Origin of the sequence: Pseudomonas sp. QLc11A (genome assembly GCF_052112305.1) — a bacterium.
GTDB lineage: Bacteria > Pseudomonadota > Gammaproteobacteria > Pseudomonadales > Pseudomonadaceae > Aquipseudomonas > Aquipseudomonas laurylsulfatiphila.
Window position 1 is genome coordinate 124,583 of sequence record NZ_JAVAJJ010000013.1, and the last position, 17,838, is coordinate 142,420.

The 17,838-nt window shown below is 60.9% G+C and carries 14 protein-coding genes and 2 pseudogenes; 9 read left to right on the forward strand and 7 right to left on the reverse strand.

Annotated features, from left to right (window positions below):
* Positions 1–54: 54 nt before the first annotated feature.
* The gene (gene pvdP / locus Q8X48_RS19345) at positions 55–1,674 is read right to left on the reverse strand and encodes a pyoverdine maturation tyrosinase PvdP (protein WP_407801236.1); all 1,620 of its coding nucleotides are present in this window, start codon (positions 1,672–1,674) and stop codon (positions 55–57) included.
* A gap of 241 nt (positions 1,675–1,915) precedes the next feature.
* Between pvdP and pvdM the strand changes: the two genes are divergently transcribed.
* The 6 genes from pvdM to Q8X48_RS19375 all read left to right on the forward strand — a co-directional run bounded on the left by pvdM (position 1,916) and on the right by Q8X48_RS19375 (position 11,768).
* A complete protein-coding gene (gene pvdM, locus Q8X48_RS19350; RefSeq protein WP_407801235.1) occupies positions 1,916–3,265 on the forward strand; it encodes a pyoverdine-tailoring dipeptidase-like protein PvdM in 1,350 nt (449 codons plus the stop codon).
* Between the two features lie 31 nt (positions 3,266–3,296).
* Complete coding sequence (pvdN, locus tag Q8X48_RS19355) at positions 3,297–4,577, forward strand: pyoverdine-tailoring periplasmic protein PvdN (RefSeq protein ID WP_407801234.1); 1,281 nt, start codon at positions 3,297–3,299, stop codon at positions 4,575–4,577.
* Positions 4,578–4,606: 29 nt separating this feature from the next.
* Positions 4,607–5,491, forward strand: coding sequence for a dihydropyoverdine dehydrogenase (gene pvdO / locus Q8X48_RS19360; RefSeq protein WP_407801233.1), 885 nt, complete (start codon positions 4,607–4,609; stop codon positions 5,489–5,491).
* A gap of 211 nt (positions 5,492–5,702) precedes the next feature.
* Complete coding sequence (locus Q8X48_RS19365; protein WP_407801232.1) at positions 5,703–7,352, forward strand: cyclic peptide export ABC transporter; 1,650 nt, start codon at positions 5,703–5,705, stop codon at positions 7,350–7,352.
* A gap of 127 nt (positions 7,353–7,479) precedes the next feature.
* Positions 7,480–9,897 (forward strand): TonB-dependent siderophore receptor, encoded by a 2,418-nt coding sequence (locus Q8X48_RS19370; RefSeq protein WP_407801231.1) that lies wholly within the window; start codon positions 7,480–7,482, stop codon positions 9,895–9,897.
* 257 nt (positions 9,898–10,154) lie between these two features.
* Positions 10,155–11,768: a diguanylate cyclase gene (locus Q8X48_RS19375; RefSeq protein ID WP_407801230.1), complete on the forward strand. Its 1,614-nt coding sequence runs from the start codon at positions 10,155–10,157 to the stop codon at positions 11,766–11,768.
* Positions 11,769–11,809: 41 nt separating this feature from the next.
* Here the strand turns inward: Q8X48_RS19375 and Q8X48_RS19380 are convergent, their stop codons facing one another.
* The 5 genes and pseudogenes from Q8X48_RS19380 to Q8X48_RS19400 all read right to left on the reverse strand — a co-directional run bounded on the left by Q8X48_RS19380 (position 11,810) and on the right by Q8X48_RS19400 (position 14,022).
* Entirely contained in the window at positions 11,810–12,088 is a 279-nt protein-coding gene (locus Q8X48_RS19380) for a hypothetical protein (RefSeq protein WP_102674342.1), read from the reverse strand.
* A gap of 91 nt (positions 12,089–12,179) precedes the next feature.
* Positions 12,180–12,686, reverse strand: coding sequence for a PaaI family thioesterase (locus Q8X48_RS19385; RefSeq protein ID WP_407801229.1), 507 nt, complete (start codon positions 12,684–12,686; stop codon positions 12,180–12,182).
* Positions 12,687–12,752: 66 nt separating this feature from the next.
* A complete protein-coding gene (locus Q8X48_RS19390; RefSeq protein ID WP_407801228.1) occupies positions 12,753–13,289 on the reverse strand; it encodes a glyoxalase superfamily protein in 537 nt (178 codons plus the stop codon).
* 164 nt (positions 13,290–13,453) lie between these two features.
* Positions 13,454–13,561 (reverse strand): annotated as a pseudogene (locus Q8X48_RS19395) (GNAT family N-acetyltransferase); the annotation flags it as partial.
* Between the two features lie 71 nt (positions 13,562–13,632).
* On the reverse strand, positions 13,633–14,022 hold the full coding sequence (locus Q8X48_RS19400; RefSeq protein ID WP_407801227.1) for a MerR family transcriptional regulator: 390 nt from the start codon (positions 14,020–14,022) through the stop codon (positions 13,633–13,635).
* 74 nt (positions 14,023–14,096) lie between these two features.
* Here Q8X48_RS19400 and Q8X48_RS19405 point away from each other — a divergent pair, with 74 nt between their 5' ends.
* From Q8X48_RS19405 to Q8X48_RS19415, 3 genes and pseudogenes are all read left to right on the forward strand, one after another.
* Positions 14,097–15,176 carry an SDR family oxidoreductase gene (locus Q8X48_RS19405; RefSeq protein WP_407801226.1) on the forward strand — a complete coding sequence of 360 codons (1,080 nt, stop codon included), beginning with the start codon at positions 14,097–14,099 and terminating at the stop codon, positions 15,174–15,176.
* A 90-nt stretch (positions 15,177–15,266) separates the two neighbouring features.
* Positions 15,267–16,166 carry a DMT family transporter gene (locus tag Q8X48_RS19410; RefSeq protein WP_407801225.1) on the forward strand — a complete coding sequence of 300 codons (900 nt, stop codon included), beginning with the start codon at positions 15,267–15,269 and terminating at the stop codon, positions 16,164–16,166.
* Positions 16,167–16,296: 130 nt separating this feature from the next.
* Positions 16,297–16,470: pseudogene (locus tag Q8X48_RS19415) on the forward strand (DUF6124 family protein); the annotation flags it as partial.
* 185 nt (positions 16,471–16,655) lie between these two features.
* On the opposite strand, the gene Q8X48_RS19420 reads toward Q8X48_RS19415, so the two are convergent.
* The gene (locus tag Q8X48_RS19420) at positions 16,656–17,621 is read right to left on the reverse strand and encodes an alpha/beta hydrolase (protein ID WP_407801224.1); all 966 of its coding nucleotides are present in this window, start codon (positions 17,619–17,621) and stop codon (positions 16,656–16,658) included.
* Positions 17,622–17,838 lie beyond the last annotated feature (217 nt).

Sequence of the window (17,838 nt, forward strand, 5' to 3'; positions counted from 1 at the left end):
AAACACAAAACCTTGTGGGAGCTGGCTTGCCAGCGATTGAACGATGACGCGGTATCAAGCCTGGCTCTGTTTAGCCTTCAGATTGCGCGCATACCACGGCCGCTGCGGCACCTTGCGGAACAAATCCTTCAGCTTCTTCTCGTCCTCGCCAAAGGTAATGCGCAGCGCCAGCTTCATGGTTTCCGGGTCCATTTCCACTGACTTGCCCGCCTGTAACCCCGGCGTGGTGCTGCAGCCATGGGTGACCGGGCCGAGCCACGGGTCATCGATTTCGACCCAACGCCCCGGTGCAAACCAGGGCACGCCATTGACCTGCAGCCGACTGACCTGCCCCGGGTGGAAGCGCTCATGGGCGCGGAACCAGTCCTCCAGACGATCATCAATCCAGCCGTGAAAATGCCAGAACACCGGGTTCACATGGGAGGAAAACGGGTCGCCGAGGAAGTCGTTTTCCGCGGCGAACCAGCGCGCGGAAAAGTCCGCCGGATCACGGGCAAAGGGCACCGGCTGACCGTTGGACGGATCACGCGGCACAGAAGCCCAGCGCATGTGCAGCCAGTCGTGCAGACCCAGCTCAACCTCCGAACCGAACTGGCCGAGGGTCAGCGTCGACAGGTAACGCGGATCACGGTAGCGCGATTCCCAGACCTGGAAATTGCTGTGATACGTCTCGCCGGTCTTGATGTCACTGACCCATTGCGTGTACTCGTCATCGTCCTCGGCCAGCCAGGTCGGCGGCAGCGCGGTGCCGTCGTGGTTGTCGAAGTATCGGGCAAAGCCGGGCCGGTCCCGCGCCAGATCCGGTTGCGGCAACGGGAAGTGCGTCCAGGACGGCAAGTCCTGCATCGAACGCGCCGTGCCAAGCATGTGCCGGTGCATGAAGAAAAAGTCCACGCCCGAACCGTTGCGATCCTTGCGCACACCTCGGCCATCGCGCTCCCTGTCACGCGGACCGGGTTGCCAGCCTAGCCCGCGCAAGGCGCCGCGCTGCTCTTCGGACAGCTTGTGCCACTTGTCCCGGGAGGCATGCCAGAGCTGGTGGAACAGACGGTGCTCCGGCGATACCAGCCAGGCCAGCAGAGCCGGATTGAGGCCGGTGCGTTCACGCGCTTCAGGGAATACCTGTTTGACGGCAATGAAGCGATTGTCCTGGGCCGTCAGCATCAGCGGGCGTTTGAGGTCCAGCACGCGCCCACTGAGACTGCCGCTGCCGGCGTTACCGAAACCGGCCCAGACCTCATCCAGGGTCATGTCGAATTCGTATTCGCAACAGCCGCTGGCGCCCAGCAGTCGCCAACCGAGCTGCTTCGGGCTGGCCCCGGACAGATCGCCGAGCACCCGGTAACGGGGCTCCTCGGTGGAGCGCAAACGTTCGGCGGTGTCGAGGTAACCGACCACGCCGCGACCTTTGTGAGCGATGTCGAGAAAGACCTCCAGCCCCTCCAGCGGCAAGCCTTCGATGCCGGCGTCACGGCCTTCGAACCGAATCTGCCAGACCCCGCGCAAGGCGTCCGCCAACCGCTGGCCGGCCACGTCCGCCACGTCGAACGAGGCTTCGTCCGGGGTGATCGCAGGGTCCGGTTTGGTCAGTTCGCGATGCCCGTAATAGACCGCAGGCACAGCGGCACCGGTTAGCGCCAGACCCGCGAGGAACCATCGTCGAGAAATCGTCATTGCCCTACCTGTGTCAGCCATGGAGCAGGCTTTATCCAAGCTAGAACGAGTGTTACGCCGACAAATTTAAAGGCATCGCTGGCAAGCCAGCTCCCACAGGAACTGCGATACCCCTGTGGGAGCTGGCTTGCCAGCGATGAGGCCGGCACAAACACTAAATTCCTGTCCCGGCCACTCGTTCCCCCCAGATAGCAAAGGCCCCCGCGCCTGATCCCCGACGGCGAACCTGACTGAGAAGGCAATGACAAAACCACGTTCGAAAAAGGCTCTTTTCATCGGCTTGCCGCTGGCCCTGGCGATCAGCGCGGGGGCAGGCTTCGGGGCTTGGGACTACTGGTTCAGGGACAATCCCGGCTACCCGGTGAAGGTGATGAAACAGGCCGATCAGCTGCAGGAGCGTATCCTCTCGTTCGACAGCCACATCACCATACCGATGGACTTCGGCACCGCCGGCAACGAAGTCGACAAGGACGGCGAAGGCCAGTTCGATCTGGTCAAGACCGGACGCGGGCGCCTGTCCGGGGCAGCGCTGACGATTTTCGGCTGGCCGGAAATCTGGAACGGCCCCAACGCGCCCCATCGCCCGACCGCCGGTTTCGTCGACGAGGCCCGACACGAGCAGGAAACCCGCTACAAGATCATCAGCACGATGGTGCGTGACTTCCCCCATCAAGTCGCCATCGCCTACACCCCCGACGACTTCCGTCGCCTGCACGGCGAAGGCAAGTTCGCGATCTTCATCAGCATGCTCAACGCCTACCCGCTGGGCAATGACCTCAACGCCCTGGACAAGTGGGCGGCGCGCGGCATGCGCATGTTCGGCTTCAGCTACGTGGGCAACAACGCCTGGGCCGACTCGTCGCGGCCGCTGCCGTTCTTCAATGACTCGCGGGACGCCCTCGGCGGGCTGTCGGACATCGGCAAGCAAGCGGTGCAGCGTCTCAACGACCTGGGCGTGATCATCGATGTGTCACAGATGTCGACCAAGGCCCTGGAGCAGGTCGCGCACCTGAGCCGCACGCCGATGGTCGCCTCGCACTCGGCGCCGCGGGCCCTGGTGGACATCCCGCGCAACCTCAGCGATGCGGAAATGCAGTTGATCAAGAACAGCGGCGGCGTGGTGCAGATTGTCGGTTTCCCGACCTACATCCGCCCGCTGAGCCAGGCCACCCAGGACAAGCTCAACGCCCTGCGCGCGCGCTTCGACCTGCAACCGCTGCAAGGCCTGGAAATGGCGCTGATGCCGGGTGACCCGGTGATCACCGTCTGGCCCGAGCAGCGTTTCGGCGAATACGCCAGCCAGCTCTATTCAATCCTCGACGAAGAACCCAAGGCCAGTCTCAAGGATTACGGCGACGCGATCGATTACGCCGTGAAAAAAATCGGCATCGACCACGTCGGCATCAGTTCCGACTTCAACGATGGCGGCGGTCTCGACGGCTGGAAAGACGTCAGCGAAGCCCGCAACGTGACCGCCGAAATGATCAGCCGCGGCTACAGCGAGGCCGACATCGCCAAACTCTGGGGCGGCAATTTCCTGCGGGTCTGGGACCAGGTGCAAAAGTCCTCCCGGCCCGTGGTCCAGAACTGATTTTCTCCTTTTGCCATAGCGAACCGAACCCATGACCAACCGTCGTTCATTCCTCAAGCAGGCCGGCATTCTGGCGGCCGGCATGCCCCTGGCCTCGGCCGTGAACCTGCCGGCACTGGCCGCGGCCCCGGCGCCCTTGCCCAAGGACAAATGGGAGCAGTTGCGCCAGTTGTTCACGCAGGACCCGAACTACCTGCACTTCGCCAACTTCCTGGTGACCTCGCACCCGCGTCCGGTGCGTGAAGCCATCGAGATGCACCGCGCCAACCTCGATCGCAACCCGGGCCTTGCCATGGACTGGCATCGCGGCGAAACCGAACGTCGCGAAGAAGAGGTGCGCGTCTGGGCCGGGCGCTATTTGAAAGCCAAACCGTCGCAGATCGCCCTGACCGGCAGCACCACCGAAGGCCTGGCGATGATCTACGCCGGTATCCACGTGCGCCCGGACCAGGAAATCCTTACCAGCGAACACGAGCACTACGCCGCCAACAGCGTGTTCGAATACCGCACCCAGAAAGACGGCACCCAGGTTCGCAAGATCAAATTGTTCGAAGACCCGTACAAGGTCTCGACCGCCGAAGTGCTGGCCGCGATTGAACGCAACATCCGCCCCGAGACCCGAGTACTGGGCATGACCTGGGTGCACTCCGGCAGTGGCGTGAAGCTGCCCATCGGCGAGATCGGCAAACTGGTGGAAGAGAAAAACCGTGGCCGCGAGGACAAGGACCGCATCCTCTACGTGATCGATGGCGTCCACGGCTTCGGCGTGGAGAACGTCGACTTCCCGGACATGCACTGCGATTTCTTCATCGCCGGCACCCACAAATGGATGTTCGGCCCACGGGGCACCGGGATCATCTGCGCCCGGTCCGACGAGCTCAAGGACGTGACCCCGACCATCCCGACCTTCTCCGAGGCCACGCAGTTTTCCACGGTGATGACCTACGGCGGCTATCACTCGTTCGAACACCGCTGGGCATTGACCGAAGCCTTCAAGTTGCACCTGGACCTGGGCAAGGCCGAGGTCGCGGCACGCATCCATGACATCAACAGCTACCTGAAAGAACGCTTGCAGCAGCACCCGTCGGTGGAGCTGGTCACGCCACTGTCACCGGAATATTCCGCCGGTTTCACCTTCTTCCGCATCAAGAACCGCGACTGCGAAGAAGTCGCCAACTACCTGATGGATCAGCGCGTGGTGTGCGATGCCGTGGACCGTGATGTCGGGCCGATCATTCGAGTGTCGCCGGGGTTGCTCAATACCCAAGCGCACATCGACAGGTTGATGGAACTGTTGGCCAGCCGGCTCTGACCCACCGATTTCAAGGAGCAAGAACCTGTATGAAAAGCACTCTAAAAAACCTGGGCGCCCTGATGCTGCTGGGATTGCTCGGCAGTACCGTGCCAGGCCTGGCCCAGGCCTATACGGCGCCATTACCGGGCAAAGTCTTCAAGGATTGTCGTGACTGCCCGGAAATGGTCGTGCTGCCCGCCGGCACCTTCACCATGGGTACTCCGGACGACGAAGTCGGCCGCGAGCCTGATGAAGGCCCGATGCATGAGGTGACGTTCGACAAACCGTTCGCCATGAGCCGTTACCAGATCACCGCCGGTGAATGGAACCAATACATGAAGGAAACCGGCATCACCCTGCCCGACGGCGACACCCGCCCCGGCCGCGCGTGCACCAACGGCAAGCCGAGTTACCCCCAAGGCCCGCGCCAGCCGGCGGTGTGCATGAACTTCGCCGAGGTCAGCGCCTACGTCGCCTGGCTGTCGATGAAAACCGGCCAGCACTACCACATCGTCAGCGAAGCCCAGCGCGAGTACGCGGCCCGTGGCGGATCGACGGGAGCGTTCCCCTTCCCGTTCGATCCCGGCACCGAGTACAGCATCGCCACCCACGCCAACACCTACGGCCCGACCGACGGCTACAGCTACAGCTCGCCGGTCGGCAGCTACCCGGCGAATGCCTTTGGCCTGTACGACATGCACGGCAACGTCTACGAGTGGATCGCCGACTGCTACCACCCGGACTATGTCGGCGCACCCACCGACGGCAGCGCCTGGACCGAGCCCGACTGCGACACCCTGCGCATCCGTGGCAACGACTGGGGCGAGGCACCGGTGTTTTCCCGTTCGGGCAACCGCAACGACATCGACCCGCAGACCCGTGGCGACTGGATTGGATTCCGAGTCGTGCGCGACCTGCCCCCCAACCTCTGAGCCCTTCCACACCCCCTGTGGGAGCGAGCTTGCTCGCGAAGGCGTCGTGTCAGCCAACATAAATTTTTCTGACCCGCCGCTTTCGCGAGCAAGCTCGCTCCCACAGGGGTTTATGTAACTCCCCAGCCACCAGTCGCCCCGCCTTTAAATTCAGCCCCCCACCAGACGTTCTACTGGGTATCTGCCTCAAGACCCAAGGAACCCTCTGCTCATGACCCAGCCAACGCGCGGTGCAATTCATGAATTGTTCAGCCTCCTGAAACCGTTCCGGCTCGTCGTCAGTCTGTCGATCCTCCTGGGCATGGTCGGCGGCCTGAGCGTGACGGTGCTGCTGGCCACCATCAACACCGCGCTGCATTCGCCGGACGGCCTGACCCAGGGCGTGGTCGCACTGTTCGGCGGTCTGTGCCTGCTGGCCCTGGGCAGTTCGATCTGCTCGGACATCGGCACCAACTACGTCGGCCAGCACATCATTGCCAAACTGCGCAAAGAGCTGGGGGAAAAAGTACTCTCGGCGCCCATCGAGCAGATCGAGCGCTACCGCAGCCACCGGTTGATCCCGGTGCTGACCCACGACGTCGACACCATCAGCGACTTCGCCTTCGCCTTCGCGCCGCTCGCCATTTCCCTGACCGTAACCCTCGGCTGCATGGGTTACCTGGCGATGCTGTCGTGGCCGATGTTCCTGATGATGGTGCTGGCGATTGCCATCGGCACCGGCATCCAGTTCTACGCGCAGGGCAAGGGTATCCAGGGTTTCATGGCCGCCCGCGACGCCGAAGACGAATTGCAGAAGCACTACAACGCCATTGCCGGCGGCGCCAAGGAATTGCGCATCCACCGTCCGCGCCGCCAGCGCATGTTCGTCAAGGGCATCCAGGGCACCGCCGATTTCATCTGCGACACCCAGGTACGTTCGATCAACACCTTCGTGATCGCCAAGACCCTCGGCTCGATGTTGTTCTTCGTGGTCATCGGCCTGGCGCTGGCCCTGCAATCGTTCTGGCCCAGCGCCGACAAAGCGGTGATGAGCGGATTCGTGCTGGTGCTGCTGTACATGAAAGGCCCGATCGAGCACCTGGTCAGCACCTTGCCGATCGTGAGCCGGGCGCGCATCGCCTTCCGGCGCATCGCCGAGCTGTCGAGCCGGTTTTCCTCGCCGGAACCGCACCTGCTGCTCAACGACCAAGGCACCCCGCCGGCTGTGGTCAACAGCCTGCAACTGAACAACGTCAGCTACGCCTTCCCCGCCGCACCGGGCAGCGACGCGTTTCGCCTGGGCCCGGTGAACCTGACCATCGCGCAAGGCGACATCATTTTCATCGTCGGCGAAAACGGCTGCGGCAAGACCACGCTGATCAAGTTGCTGCTGGGCCTCTACGCCCCGCAACACGGCGAAATCCTGCTCAACGGCCAAGGCATCGATGCGCACAATAGAGACGACTACCGCCAGTTGTTCACCACGATCTTTGCCGACTACTACCTGTTCGATGACGTGGTGCAGGGTGACCAGCACATCCCCGAAGATGCCAATGCCTACCTGCAACGCCTGGAAATTGCGCACAAGGTCAGCGTCAGGGACGGCAGTTTCACCACCACCGACCTGTCCACCGGCCAGCGCAAGCGCCTGGCGCTGGTCAATGCCTGGCTGGAAGAACGCCCGGTGCTGGTGTTCGACGAATGGGCCGCCGACCAGGACCCGACCTTCCGCCGCATCTTCTACACCGAGCTGCTGCCGGACCTCAAGCGCCTGGGCAAAACCATCATCGTCATCTCCCACGACGACCGCTACTTCGACATGGCCGATCAACTGGTGCGCATGGAATCGGGCCGGGTCATCACCGAGCGCACGACCGCCTGACAGCGGTGATTGCAAGCAGGTTGTTGTTTTTTTGAAGTTTGTTTTCCGGTTTAGGCAAAGTAGCCCGTCTAATAATAATTATCATTAACTAAAAAACTGCACACACACTTCTGGAGCGATTCGAGCAATGCAAAGCCTTACTCTGTCCCGCGCACCCTTGGCATTAGCCATCGATCGGCAAAAGAAATTCCGAACGGTCGTGCCGGGTGCGCTGTTGACCCTGTTGCTGCTGGGCACTTCCCAGGTCGAGGCGGCCCCGGTGAACGTCAACGTGCCGGCCCAGTCGCTGGCCAGTGCATTGCGCGAACTGGGCCAGCAGACCAACCTGCAGATTCTCTACAGCCAGGACATGGTCAACGGCATCAAGTCCACGGCGGTGTCCGGCAGCATGGAACCGGAACAGGCACTGAAAACCTTGCTGCTGGGGAGCGGCATCAATTTTCAGTTGAATGGCAACACCGTGTCGCTGGTGCCAGCGGTCGGTGACTCCAGTGCATTGCAGCTGGGTGCGACCTCCATCACCGGCGTGGCGTTGGGCCCGACCACCGAAGGCACGCATTCCTACACCAGCGATGAAGTGACCATCGGCAAAGGCAACATCAAGCTCAAGGACATGCCGCAGTCGGTGTCCGTCGTCACGCGCCAGCGCATGGACGACCAGAACATGAACAGCCTGCAGGACGCCATGCGTCAGGTCACCGGCGTGACCATCAAGACCTACAACTCCGGCTCCAGCCTCAACGACGTCTACATGCGCGGCTTCCTCGTCGACCAGGTGCAGGTCGACGGCGTCTCGCAACCCACCGGTCAGGGCGACATGGCCACCAGTTTCGACCTGGCGATGTACGACCGCATCGAAGTGCTGCGCGGTCCGTCGGGCCTGTACCAGGGCGCAGGTGAGCCCGGCGGTACGATCAATGTGGTGCGCAAGCGCGCCCTGGGCAAATTCGCCCTCGGTGGCGAGTTGGCCGCCGGCTCCTACGATCACTACCGTTCCATGGTCGATGTCACCGGCCCGCTGAACGACCAGGGCACCGTGCGCGGCCGCTTCATCACCGCCTACGAGAACAACCAGTCCTACGTCGACTACGCGCAGAACGAACGCCCGATGGTCTACGGTCGCCTGGAATTCGACCTCGACCCGGCCACCACATTGTCGGTCGGTGGCGCTTACCAGAAGAACAACTCCACCCCGGCCTTCGGCTTGCCGGCCTATGCCGACGGCACATTGCTCGACGTTCCGCGCTCGACCTTCGTCGACGCCAAGTGGAACACCCTGAACGAGAAGGTCTGGGAATCCTTTGCCGAAGTTGATCACGAACTGGACAACGGCGGGCAGTTCAAGACCACCCTGACCTACCGCGATGCCGAAACCCCGGAGCGTAACTTCACCTGGGCCGACGGCGCGGTCGACCCGGCCACCGGTGACAGCTGGGCCGTGGCCTACGACTACTACACCCACATCAAGACCATCGGCGTCGACAGCTTCGTCACCACGCCCTTCGAGTTCGCCGATCGCCGCCACGAGTTCACCCTGGGTGCCGAGTACCAGCACCTGGACAAGGACTTCACCTACGGCGGCGGCGAGTACTTCCCGATCAACGTGTGGGATCCGGGCAGCATCGACATTCCCCGCAACGACTATGCGCATGTCAACGGCAACTGGTCCAAGTCCGACCAGTACGGTGTCTATACCCGTGCCAAGTTCAACGTCACCGACTGGCTCGATGTCATCGGTGGCAGCCGTGTGACCTGGTACGAAGCCGACGCGAAGAACGCCAACGCCTTCTTCAACAACTTCGGCGAAGCCCACACCAGCATCAACCGCAAGGTCGTGCCGTACGGCGCCCTCATCGGCAAAATCACCCCGGAACTGTCGACCTACTTCAGCTACACCGGCGTGTTCAAACCGCAGAGCGAAATCGGCACGGACGGCGAGCCGGTCGGCCCGCGCGAAGGCAAGCAATACGAGATTGGCCTCAAGCGCGAGTTCTACGACGGTCGCCTGAACGCCAGCATCGCGGCGTTCCGCATCTACGATGAAAACCGCGCCGAATACGACAACAACTCCGGTGCCTACATGACCGAAGGCCGGGCACGCAGTGAAGGTTGGGAAACCGAGCTGAGCGGCAACCTGACCGAGAACTGGAGCATCGTTACCGGTTACGCCTACACCTCCACCAAGTTCCTGGACGGCGACGCGGCCAACAAAGGCAAGACCTTCAACACCATCACGCCCAAGCACAACTTCAATCTGTGGACCAAGTACGAGTTCACCGACGGTCCGCTCAAGGACTTCAGCGTCGGCGGTGGCGTACGTGCGGTCAGCGACACCTACTACCAGCGTGACGTGAAGTTCGAACAAGGCGGCTATGCCGTCACCTCGGCGCAGGTCGGCTACAAGTTCAACGAAAACCTGTCGTCGACACTGACCGCCAACAACCTGTTCGACCGCAAGTACTACGACCGCGTCGATGCCTCCTGGGGCACCAACTTCTACGGCGACCCGCGCACCGTGACCCTGAGCCTGCGCGCACAGTACTGATTGCCGACAGCTAATGCCTGTCAGCCGAGGCGCAGAACCTGTGGGAGCGAGCTTGCTCGCGATGACGATTGCACAGTCAACATCATCGTTGACTGACATTGCGCTATCGCGAGCAAGCTCGCTCCCACAGAAGTTGCAGCGGCCAAAGCCTTGCCCGATTCTGTTTTCTGTGGCGTGCATGTGACAACTCGGCGCTCTCTGCCTATCCTGCAAGGCAGTCTTTGCCCCCCTCACAACACACCATTCATGGATCGAAAATGGCGACGCCTGCGGATGCCCCCAACAGTGCCATCAACGAGCAAGGTAGCCGCGCGAAGCTGTCCAGGCCCCTGCCCATCAACCTGCGCGGACTGATTTTTTTCTTCGTCCTGCTGTCGGTCCTGGCGACGCTGTGCAACAGCCTCTACGTCGCTTACCGGGTGCAGCGTCAATCCCTGATCCATACGACGCTTGAGGCCAACGCAGCCTACGCCGCAAAAGTCGCTTCCAGCATCGGTGAGTTCCTGAACTCGGCGCACAGTCGCTTGAACTACAGCGCCAACACACTTGGCCGGCACTGGAACGACCCCGACGTGCTGCGCAAAGAAGCCATCCGCCTGCAAGCCCAGGATTCCGACTTCAACTCCATTGCCATTGTGGATGCGGCAGGCAAAGTCCTGCAGGCCTATCCGGATACCTCGCAAATTGTCGGCGCCACGTTGACGTCGGAGGGCATCCAGCAGGCGCTCAAGGAGCATCGTCCATCGGTCAGCGCCGCTTACGTTTCCGCGGCGGGCAACCTGGTGGTGTTCATTTCACAACCGGTTTTCAACCCTTCAGGGGCGTTCATCGGCGTCGTCGGCGGCTCGGTCTACCTGCTCAAGCAAAGCACCTTTCATACGATCATCAGTCGTCACTTCCATCACGAAGGGACCTTTGCGTTCATCACCGACGGTAATCGGCGGCTGCTGTATCACCCGGACCAGAAGCGCATCGGTGAGGTCCTGGGCTGGAGCCTGACGGTCGATGCGGCCTTGCGCGGCGAACGTGGTTCCCTGGAAGGCCCGAACTACAAAGGTGTGCCCATGCTCGCCGGTTTTGCCCAGGTGCCGGACGCCAACTGGGCGGTTGTCGCGCAACAACCCCGGGACCTCAGCCTCGCGCCGCTGGGGCAACTCATGCGCGACATGGTCCTGGGCATGATCCCTGCCGGGCTGTTGGGGCTCGGATTGATTTTGCTCGGGACCACACTGATCGCCCGCCCGTTGCGCCAGTTGTCGGTAGCCGCCGACCAGTTGGCCGCCCCGCAAACGACCGAGCAACTGCGGCAAGTCCATGCCTGGTACCGCGACGCATCGGCCATTCGCCAGGCCATGCTGACCGGTGTGCAACTGCTCCAGCAAAAGCTTGGCCAGCTCAGCCACGAAGCGCAAAGCGATCCCCTGACCGGCCTGGCCAATCGAAGGGCCATGGGCGGCGTACTGGATCTGTTGGCAAAAACCGGGCAAGCCTATTCGGTGCTGGCTTTGGATATCGATCACTTCAAAAAGGTCAACGACACCTTCGGGCATGACGCTGGTGACGTGGCCCTGAAAGAGGTCGCCGGCATACTCAAGCAGAACTCCCGGACCGGCGACCTCGCCTGCCGCTCCGGGGGTGAAGAGTTCGCGCTGATCCTTCCGGACACGCCGCTGGATACCGCCAGGGTCATTGCCGAGCGGATACGCGAGCACATCGCGCAGACCGAGGTGCCGCAGGTTGGAAAGCTGACGATGTCCATCGGCGTGGCTTGCCGGAATGCGGACACCCCGATGCCCGAAAGCGTTCTGAAACTGGCCGATGAGCGTCTTTATCTGGCCAAGCAGAGCGGGCGCAACCGGGTGATGGCATAGACGTCGCGTGATGGCCGGGAAAACCCGGTCGATTCAGGCTGTCACTGCGTGGGTTCTTTTTCTTCGTCCTTCGAACCACTTGAGGTCGCGGCATCCTTTTCCATCGCTTGCGAATCGGCGCCGGAGTTTGAGCCCGCGGCCTCCTCGCCCTTCTTGTCGGCCTTCTCGTCTTTGGCTTCAGCGCCTTGAGGCTGGTTGATGCCAGGAACGGCAGCAGGCGGGACAGCGGAACCCGCCGTCGCGTTCTCGGCGACCAGCGCAAAAAAAGAGCCCGTCGACAACAGACCCGCAGCCATGAGTGCGAGCATTTTCCTGTTCATTATTGGGGTCTCCCCGGTGAGGTATAAAACCTTGGAAGACCCGGCATCGTAAAAGGTGCTGTCTCGCTGACGAACGGCGAAGACGCCGGGATCAGGAATCGACCTTGTTGTCGTGCGCGGCGGCCCTGAGTTGCTCGGTATCGACGCGGACAAACGTGGAGTCCCCGACAGCGGTCAGGACATCCCCGGCGAAAACCTCACAGATGACGCGACTTTTGCGTCCGACATCACCCTCGACTTTTGCCCGCAATGTCAGGCGTACGCCCATCGGGGTGGGCTTGAGGTACTTGATGCCCAGGTTACCGGTGACGCAGGTGACGTGGGGCAAACTGCCCACTTCGCGCTGTTCGGCGCGGTAGTGATAGGCCATAGCGGCCCAATTGGAGTGGCAATCGACCAGCATCGCGATCAAACCGCCGTAAACCAGACCCGGCCAACCGCAATACTTGTCATCGGGCATATGCTCGGCCATGACATGCACCCCGTCTTCATGCCAGAAGCTCTTGATGTGCAGCCCGTGCGGGTTCTGACTGCCGCAGCCATAACAAACGCCTTCAGGCGCGGCGATGTCTTGAAGCGAAGTGTCCTGCGTGGTCATGGCGTGTTCATCCTAAGTAGCTGCTGGTTCAAAGCGGACCGGGTCGCCCCAGCCCGCACCGCGTGATCAATATTGGCAGAAGCGAATCCGATTGCCGAACGGGTCGTAGACCTGCAACTCCTTGCCCCAGCCCTGCTGAACAATATCCGGGCGTCCGTAGCCGTAGCGCTTGCCCTGCAATTCGTCCCTGAGCAGTTCGATGTTTTGCATCGGCACAAACACCGTCGAGCCCGGGCTGGCATCGCCGTGATGTTCGGAAAGGTGCAGTTGCAGCCCGTCGCGGCTGATGCCCAGGTACAGCGGCAGATCAGCCTCGAAGCGATGTTCGAACTCGACGCTGAAACCCAGAAAATCCAGATAGAACTCCCGGGCCTTGGCTTCGTCGAAACTGCGCAAAATGGGGATGGGTTTATCGAAGGTAATGCTCGGCGCTGGCGGGGTATCGGCCTGGGCCAGCAGCGCCGACGCGGTGTTCCAGTCCTTGTAGCCCAGCTGCTGCGCGACCAGTTCCAGCGCGGTGGAATGGGTCAGCGCCTGATTGCGTTCCTCCAGCGAGGCGCGCAACTGTTTGGCCATTTGCTTGGCTTGCTCGATTGAAAACATGTCTGCTCCTGTAGCCGAGATGCTTTGGTGCTCGCATTGCCAAACCTCGACCGTCAAGAGAGGCGACAGGGTTTGTATGAGGTGGAGATGCTTTCACCTTTCCCAGCGGGAGCGAGCGGCGGGCAGCATCGGGCCGATGTCGATAATACATAGCGGCTGCCGAGTTATGAAGTGGGCTTCATATGTGTCGCATAGTCATCCCGTATCGGCTGGAACCCGCAGCGCAGGTAAAAGGCAGCGCCCTCGGGTGTGTCCGTGGACAGTCGCACAAAGCGCAAATGCCCGGCTCATGGGCTTGAAACTGAAAGCAAGCTGCAGCTTCCGTTACTCAGATGCTGACAGTTCAGCTGGAAGAGTTGTTCAGCTGCTGAAGCTCAAGTTGCTTGGCAGCACTGGCTTCGAGGCTTGCACGCTCTTGGTCCAGATACCGATAAATGCTTTGGAAGTTGGCGATTTTCTGTTTGATTTCCGCCATCTTCTTTTCAATGAGCTTAGCGCCGTCAGCACAATCGATCAGTTTGTTGCGCTGCGCATCCAGAATCTCGCCTATTTCCCCCAGGGAAAACCCCATGCTTTGCGCGCGCTGGATAAAGTCCAGATCCTGCAGAGTTTGCTCTGTGTAAACGCGATAGTTGTTAGTTTGCCGCAGCGGTGAGATCAGGCCGATTTGCTCGTAGTAACGCAACGTATGGCGGCTGGCGCCGCTACGGGTCTCGAGTTCGCCGATTTTCATGAAAACACCGCTTGACTATAGAGTTGGGTCGATAGTTTACGCTTGATTTTTCATCTTGAACAAGGAGCAGGGAAATGAGCGTGGAGTGCTTTGTCACGGGGGGTACCGGCTTTATCGGTCAACATTTGGTGGCGTACCTGAGTGCAAAAGGTCACACCATTCGGGTGTTGATGCGGCGCCCAGAGCGACTGGCTGCATTGCGCGAGCAAGTCGACAATTTGGGAGGCTGCGCGACCCGGGTATTTGCCGTGGCTGGCGATCTGGAACGGGACAACCTCGGGCTGAGTCTTGCTGACCGAGAAGTATTAAGGCGCGCCAGAGTCATATTCCACTTGGGCGCCCACTTCGCATGGGGGCTTTCCGTGGAGCATTCTCGTGCGGTGAATGTGGAAGGGGCAAAGCGCGTTGCGCTGTTGGCGGCTGAGCAAAAAAGCCGGTTAGTGATGATCGGCGGCTACATGCTGAAAAATCATGAACATCTGCAACGCATCGGAATTGACCCTCGTTACCCGGAGCTGACGAACTGGCCTGCTGTCTACCGACGTGTCGGTGGTTACGAGGGGAGCAAGCTGGAGGCGCATTTTGCGACCCTGGAGGTCATGTCCGCCAAGGGCGGGGAGATTACCGTTGTCCACCCTGCGACGGTTTGTGGTCACAGCCGCACGGGGCATATCCTTGACGGTCAGCCGCTGGTGGAGCTGATACGCAACCTTGTGCAGGGAAAGCTGACTGCAGTGCCCGGTACCGCCGAGCACTGGCTGCCACTGGTCACCGTGGATTACCTGGTTGAGCTGGTGGCGGTTTGTGCTTTTGATCCTGCCATGGCGGGCCAGGAACTGCTGGCGCTTGATGACCAGACTCCCAACTTGCGAGAACTGCTGGTACAGGTGGCACAACCTTTGGGCTTAAAGTCTCCCAAGCATTACATTCCACTGCGCTTGCTGAAGTTGCTACTGAGTATTCCTCCCGTTGCGCGGTTTTTAAACTCAAAACCCGAAGCCCTGGACTTTATCCAGACCACTCGTTTTGATACAACGGCGGTCGGGCAATTTGCCAACAGGCATGGAATAGCCAAACCGGATATACGTCAGTCTTTGCAGCACACTGCAACGTTCGTCAACTCATATTGCATAGCCAAGGGCCAGGCCCTCTGACTGCTCCCTTGGGGCTATCCGCAAACTTTGCGCCGTCGATGCAGGGCGGCATTCTATCGAACGACAATTCAGCGACAGGGATCGTCAACAATGCAATCTACTTTCAGCAAAGGCGTCATATTTGCACTCTGCGCTGCGGCACTGAACGCAACGATCGGTGTACTCAGCAAAGTACTCATGAGTAATGGTTTCACCGCCAGCAGTGTCGCTGTCATCAAGACCGTACTGGGTTGCGTGCTTCTCTCGATCCTACTGTTTTTCCTCAAGCGCCCGGCGCCGTCGATCAAATGGACTCAGGCGGCTTTCTGCGCATTCCTTGGCATCTTTGTGCTGTTCCATTTCGAAACGTCCGCCTATCGACACTACGCTGCGGCAGGTGTGGTGGTGGTGCTGATGGCCAGTGCCTCAATTTCCTCGATCATTCTGGGGCGCATTTTCCTCAAGGATGCCATCACCGCGAACGCTACCGTTGGCGCCGCACTGGCAATCGCCGGGATCGCGGTGATCTTCGGCGGCGACCTGCAGCAGGGCTTTACCCTGCAAGGTGCTGCGCTCGCCTCCATGGCCGGCTGCGGCTATGGGGCCTTTTCGGTTGCCATGAAGCGTATGGGGGTGTCGGGGGGACTGCACTTCACCCGACAATTGTTGTTCTTTGGCAGCCTGTACCTGCTGATGCCGGCTGCGGCCGATGGTTTCGCGATGGGCGAGCTGTCGCCGCTGGCGATCGCCGCGCTGCTGGCACTGGCCACGCTGCCGACAATCCTGGGCTTCTTCTGCACCACCAAGGCCATCGAGTATCTCAAGCCTTCCCAAGTGCAAGCGCTGGAGCTGACCGAGCCACTGTTCGCCGCGCTGCTGGCGTTTGTGGCGCTCAATGAAGTACCGCGCGAAAGCCTGTACGCGGGAGCGGCACTGATCATCGTCGGCCTGTGTTTCTCCAATGAACTGATTCGCCTGGGCAGCAAAACATCCGTCCCTTCGACCGAGTGAGCTATTTCGGATCCTGGTTACTTTAGCAATCAGTGGTTTTTAAGTGTTTTGAGCGACTGACAGCCTCTGGCCGATTTCTGTCTTCCGTGACCGGCTAAAATCGACCCAATGCTGACATAGCGAGAAAGAGGAAACCCTGCTGGTGCACGCCTGCGAATCCCTGGCGTCGGCCAATGTCATGGCCAACGATCTGGTGGATCATTTGCAGGGGACGAGTCGCCATGCGCTGCTGGGGATTGCGCAGGTGATCATGCTGGGGGAACTGGCGGTGAATCGGGCGCTGGATCGGCTTGATCCGCCATAGTAGCCACTAGCTGACAGCTGATGAAAATCTTGAGAGTACAAAGCCCCCCTGTGGGAGCGAGCTTGCTCGCGATGGCGGTGGGTCAGACACATAGATGTTGAATGTACGACCGCCATCGCGAGCAAGCTCGCTCCCACAGGGATTGCATTTAACTGATCGGCATCCGTTAATCCCCTCACAACAAATCAGGCCAGGCTCTCGCTGATCTGCGCCGCCAGTTGCACCAGCATCCCCGGCACTTCCTGGACCATTTCGCCCATGCGCGCAAAGTCGTGGGTCATGCCGGCCTTCACCTCCAGCACCAGGGGTTGCCCCGCAGCCCGCAGTTTTTCGGCCCAGGCCAGGCCTTCATCGAGCAACGGATCGTACTCGGCCAGCCACAGCACAGTCGGCATCAGGCGTTGCAGGCCCTCGGCGTACAGGGGTGAAAAACGCCAGTCGGCACGGTCCGCTTCGCTGCGTTGGTATTGCTGGTAGAACCATTCCAGCGTGGTGGCTTCGAGCAGATAGCCTTCGGCGAATCGCTCCAGGGACGGGCGTTTTTTTACCGCGTCGATCACCGGGTACAGCAACACTTGCAGGCGCGGCACCAGCGGCCATCCCAGCGGGTCCTGGGCCATGGCGATGCACAGCGATGCCACCAGGCTGCCGCCGACGCTGTCCCCTGCCAGCGCTATGCGCCTCACGTCCAGCCCCAAGGCTTGAGCACCGGTAATAGCCAGCCAGCGCGTCACGTCTTCGGCATCGTTGTAAGCGGTGGGGAAACGGTGCTCCGGCGCCAGCCGATAATCCGCCGACAACACGGCAAATTCCCCTGCCAGCGCCAGACGCCGGCACAGGGTGTCGTGGGAATCGAGGCTGCCCACCACGTAGCCGCCGCCATGGAAGTACAACAACACCGGGCGTGGTTCGTTGTGCGGTTGCGCTTTGGCATACAGCCGCGCGTTGAGCACATGCCCGTCCCGCGCAGGCAGGCTGACCGCCGTCACCGTCAATGCACCCGTCGGGGTGGCATCGAGCAACTGCGATGTCTGTTCGAATTGCTGCCGCGCTTCGCCAGGCGTCAGCTCATGCATGGGTTGGCTTTTGCCGCTGAGGCGGCCGAACTCGGCCAGCTCCAGAAAACCTTCGATGTCCGGGTGCAATGCCATGGGCGGTAGTCTCCAAAAAATAAACAGGCTTGCCCTGGTAAACGAACCGGGAGGGTCGTTCATTAGGGGGAGCTCAAGAACTGCTCAAGCAGGATGAAAATCTGTGGTCTGGACCATTTCCCTGTGGCGAGGGGGCTTGCCCCCGTTGGGCTGCGAAGCGGCCCCAAAACCAGCCACTGCGGTTATTCAGGCATACCGCATTGTTCGGGTTTACGGC

What these genes read in the sequence shown, in the direction of transcription:
- Q8X48_RS19370 (WP_407801231.1), top strand. Translation starts at nt 7,480, where the DNA reads ATGCAAAGCCTTACTCTGTCCCGCGCACCCTTGGCATTAGCCATCGAT.
- Q8X48_RS19375 (WP_407801230.1), top strand. Translation starts at nt 10,155, where the DNA reads ATGGCGACGCCTGCGGATGCCCCCAACAGTGCCATCAACGAGCAAGGT.
- Q8X48_RS19385 (WP_407801229.1), bottom strand. Translation starts at nt 12,686, where the DNA reads ATGACCACGCAGGACACTTCGCTTCAAGACATCGCCGCGCCTGAAGGC.
- Q8X48_RS19400 (WP_407801227.1), bottom strand. Translation starts at nt 14,022, where the DNA reads ATGAAAATCGGCGAACTCGAGACCCGTAGCGGCGCCAGCCGCCATACG.
- Q8X48_RS19410 (WP_407801225.1), top strand. Translation starts at nt 15,267, where the DNA reads ATGCAATCTACTTTCAGCAAAGGCGTCATATTTGCACTCTGCGCTGCG.
- Q8X48_RS19405 (WP_407801226.1), top strand. Translation starts at nt 14,097, where the DNA reads ATGAGCGTGGAGTGCTTTGTCACGGGGGGTACCGGCTTTATCGGTCAA.
- pvdM (WP_407801235.1), top strand. Translation starts at nt 1,916, where the DNA reads ATGACAAAACCACGTTCGAAAAAGGCTCTTTTCATCGGCTTGCCGCTG.
- pvdP (WP_407801236.1), bottom strand. Translation starts at nt 1,674, where the DNA reads ATGACGATTTCTCGACGATGGTTCCTCGCGGGTCTGGCGCTAACCGGT.
- pvdN (WP_407801234.1), top strand. Translation starts at nt 3,297, where the DNA reads ATGACCAACCGTCGTTCATTCCTCAAGCAGGCCGGCATTCTGGCGGCC.
- Q8X48_RS19420 (WP_407801224.1), bottom strand. Translation starts at nt 17,621, where the DNA reads ATGGCATTGCACCCGGACATCGAAGGTTTTCTGGAGCTGGCCGAGTTC.
- Q8X48_RS19390 (WP_407801228.1), bottom strand. Translation starts at nt 13,289, where the DNA reads ATGTTTTCAATCGAGCAAGCCAAGCAAATGGCCAAACAGTTGCGCGCC.
- Q8X48_RS19365 (WP_407801232.1), top strand. Translation starts at nt 5,703, where the DNA reads ATGACCCAGCCAACGCGCGGTGCAATTCATGAATTGTTCAGCCTCCTG.
- pvdO (WP_407801233.1), top strand. Translation starts at nt 4,607, where the DNA reads ATGAAAAGCACTCTAAAAAACCTGGGCGCCCTGATGCTGCTGGGATTG.
- Q8X48_RS19380 (WP_102674342.1), bottom strand. Translation starts at nt 12,088, where the DNA reads ATGAACAGGAAAATGCTCGCACTCATGGCTGCGGGTCTGTTGTCGACG.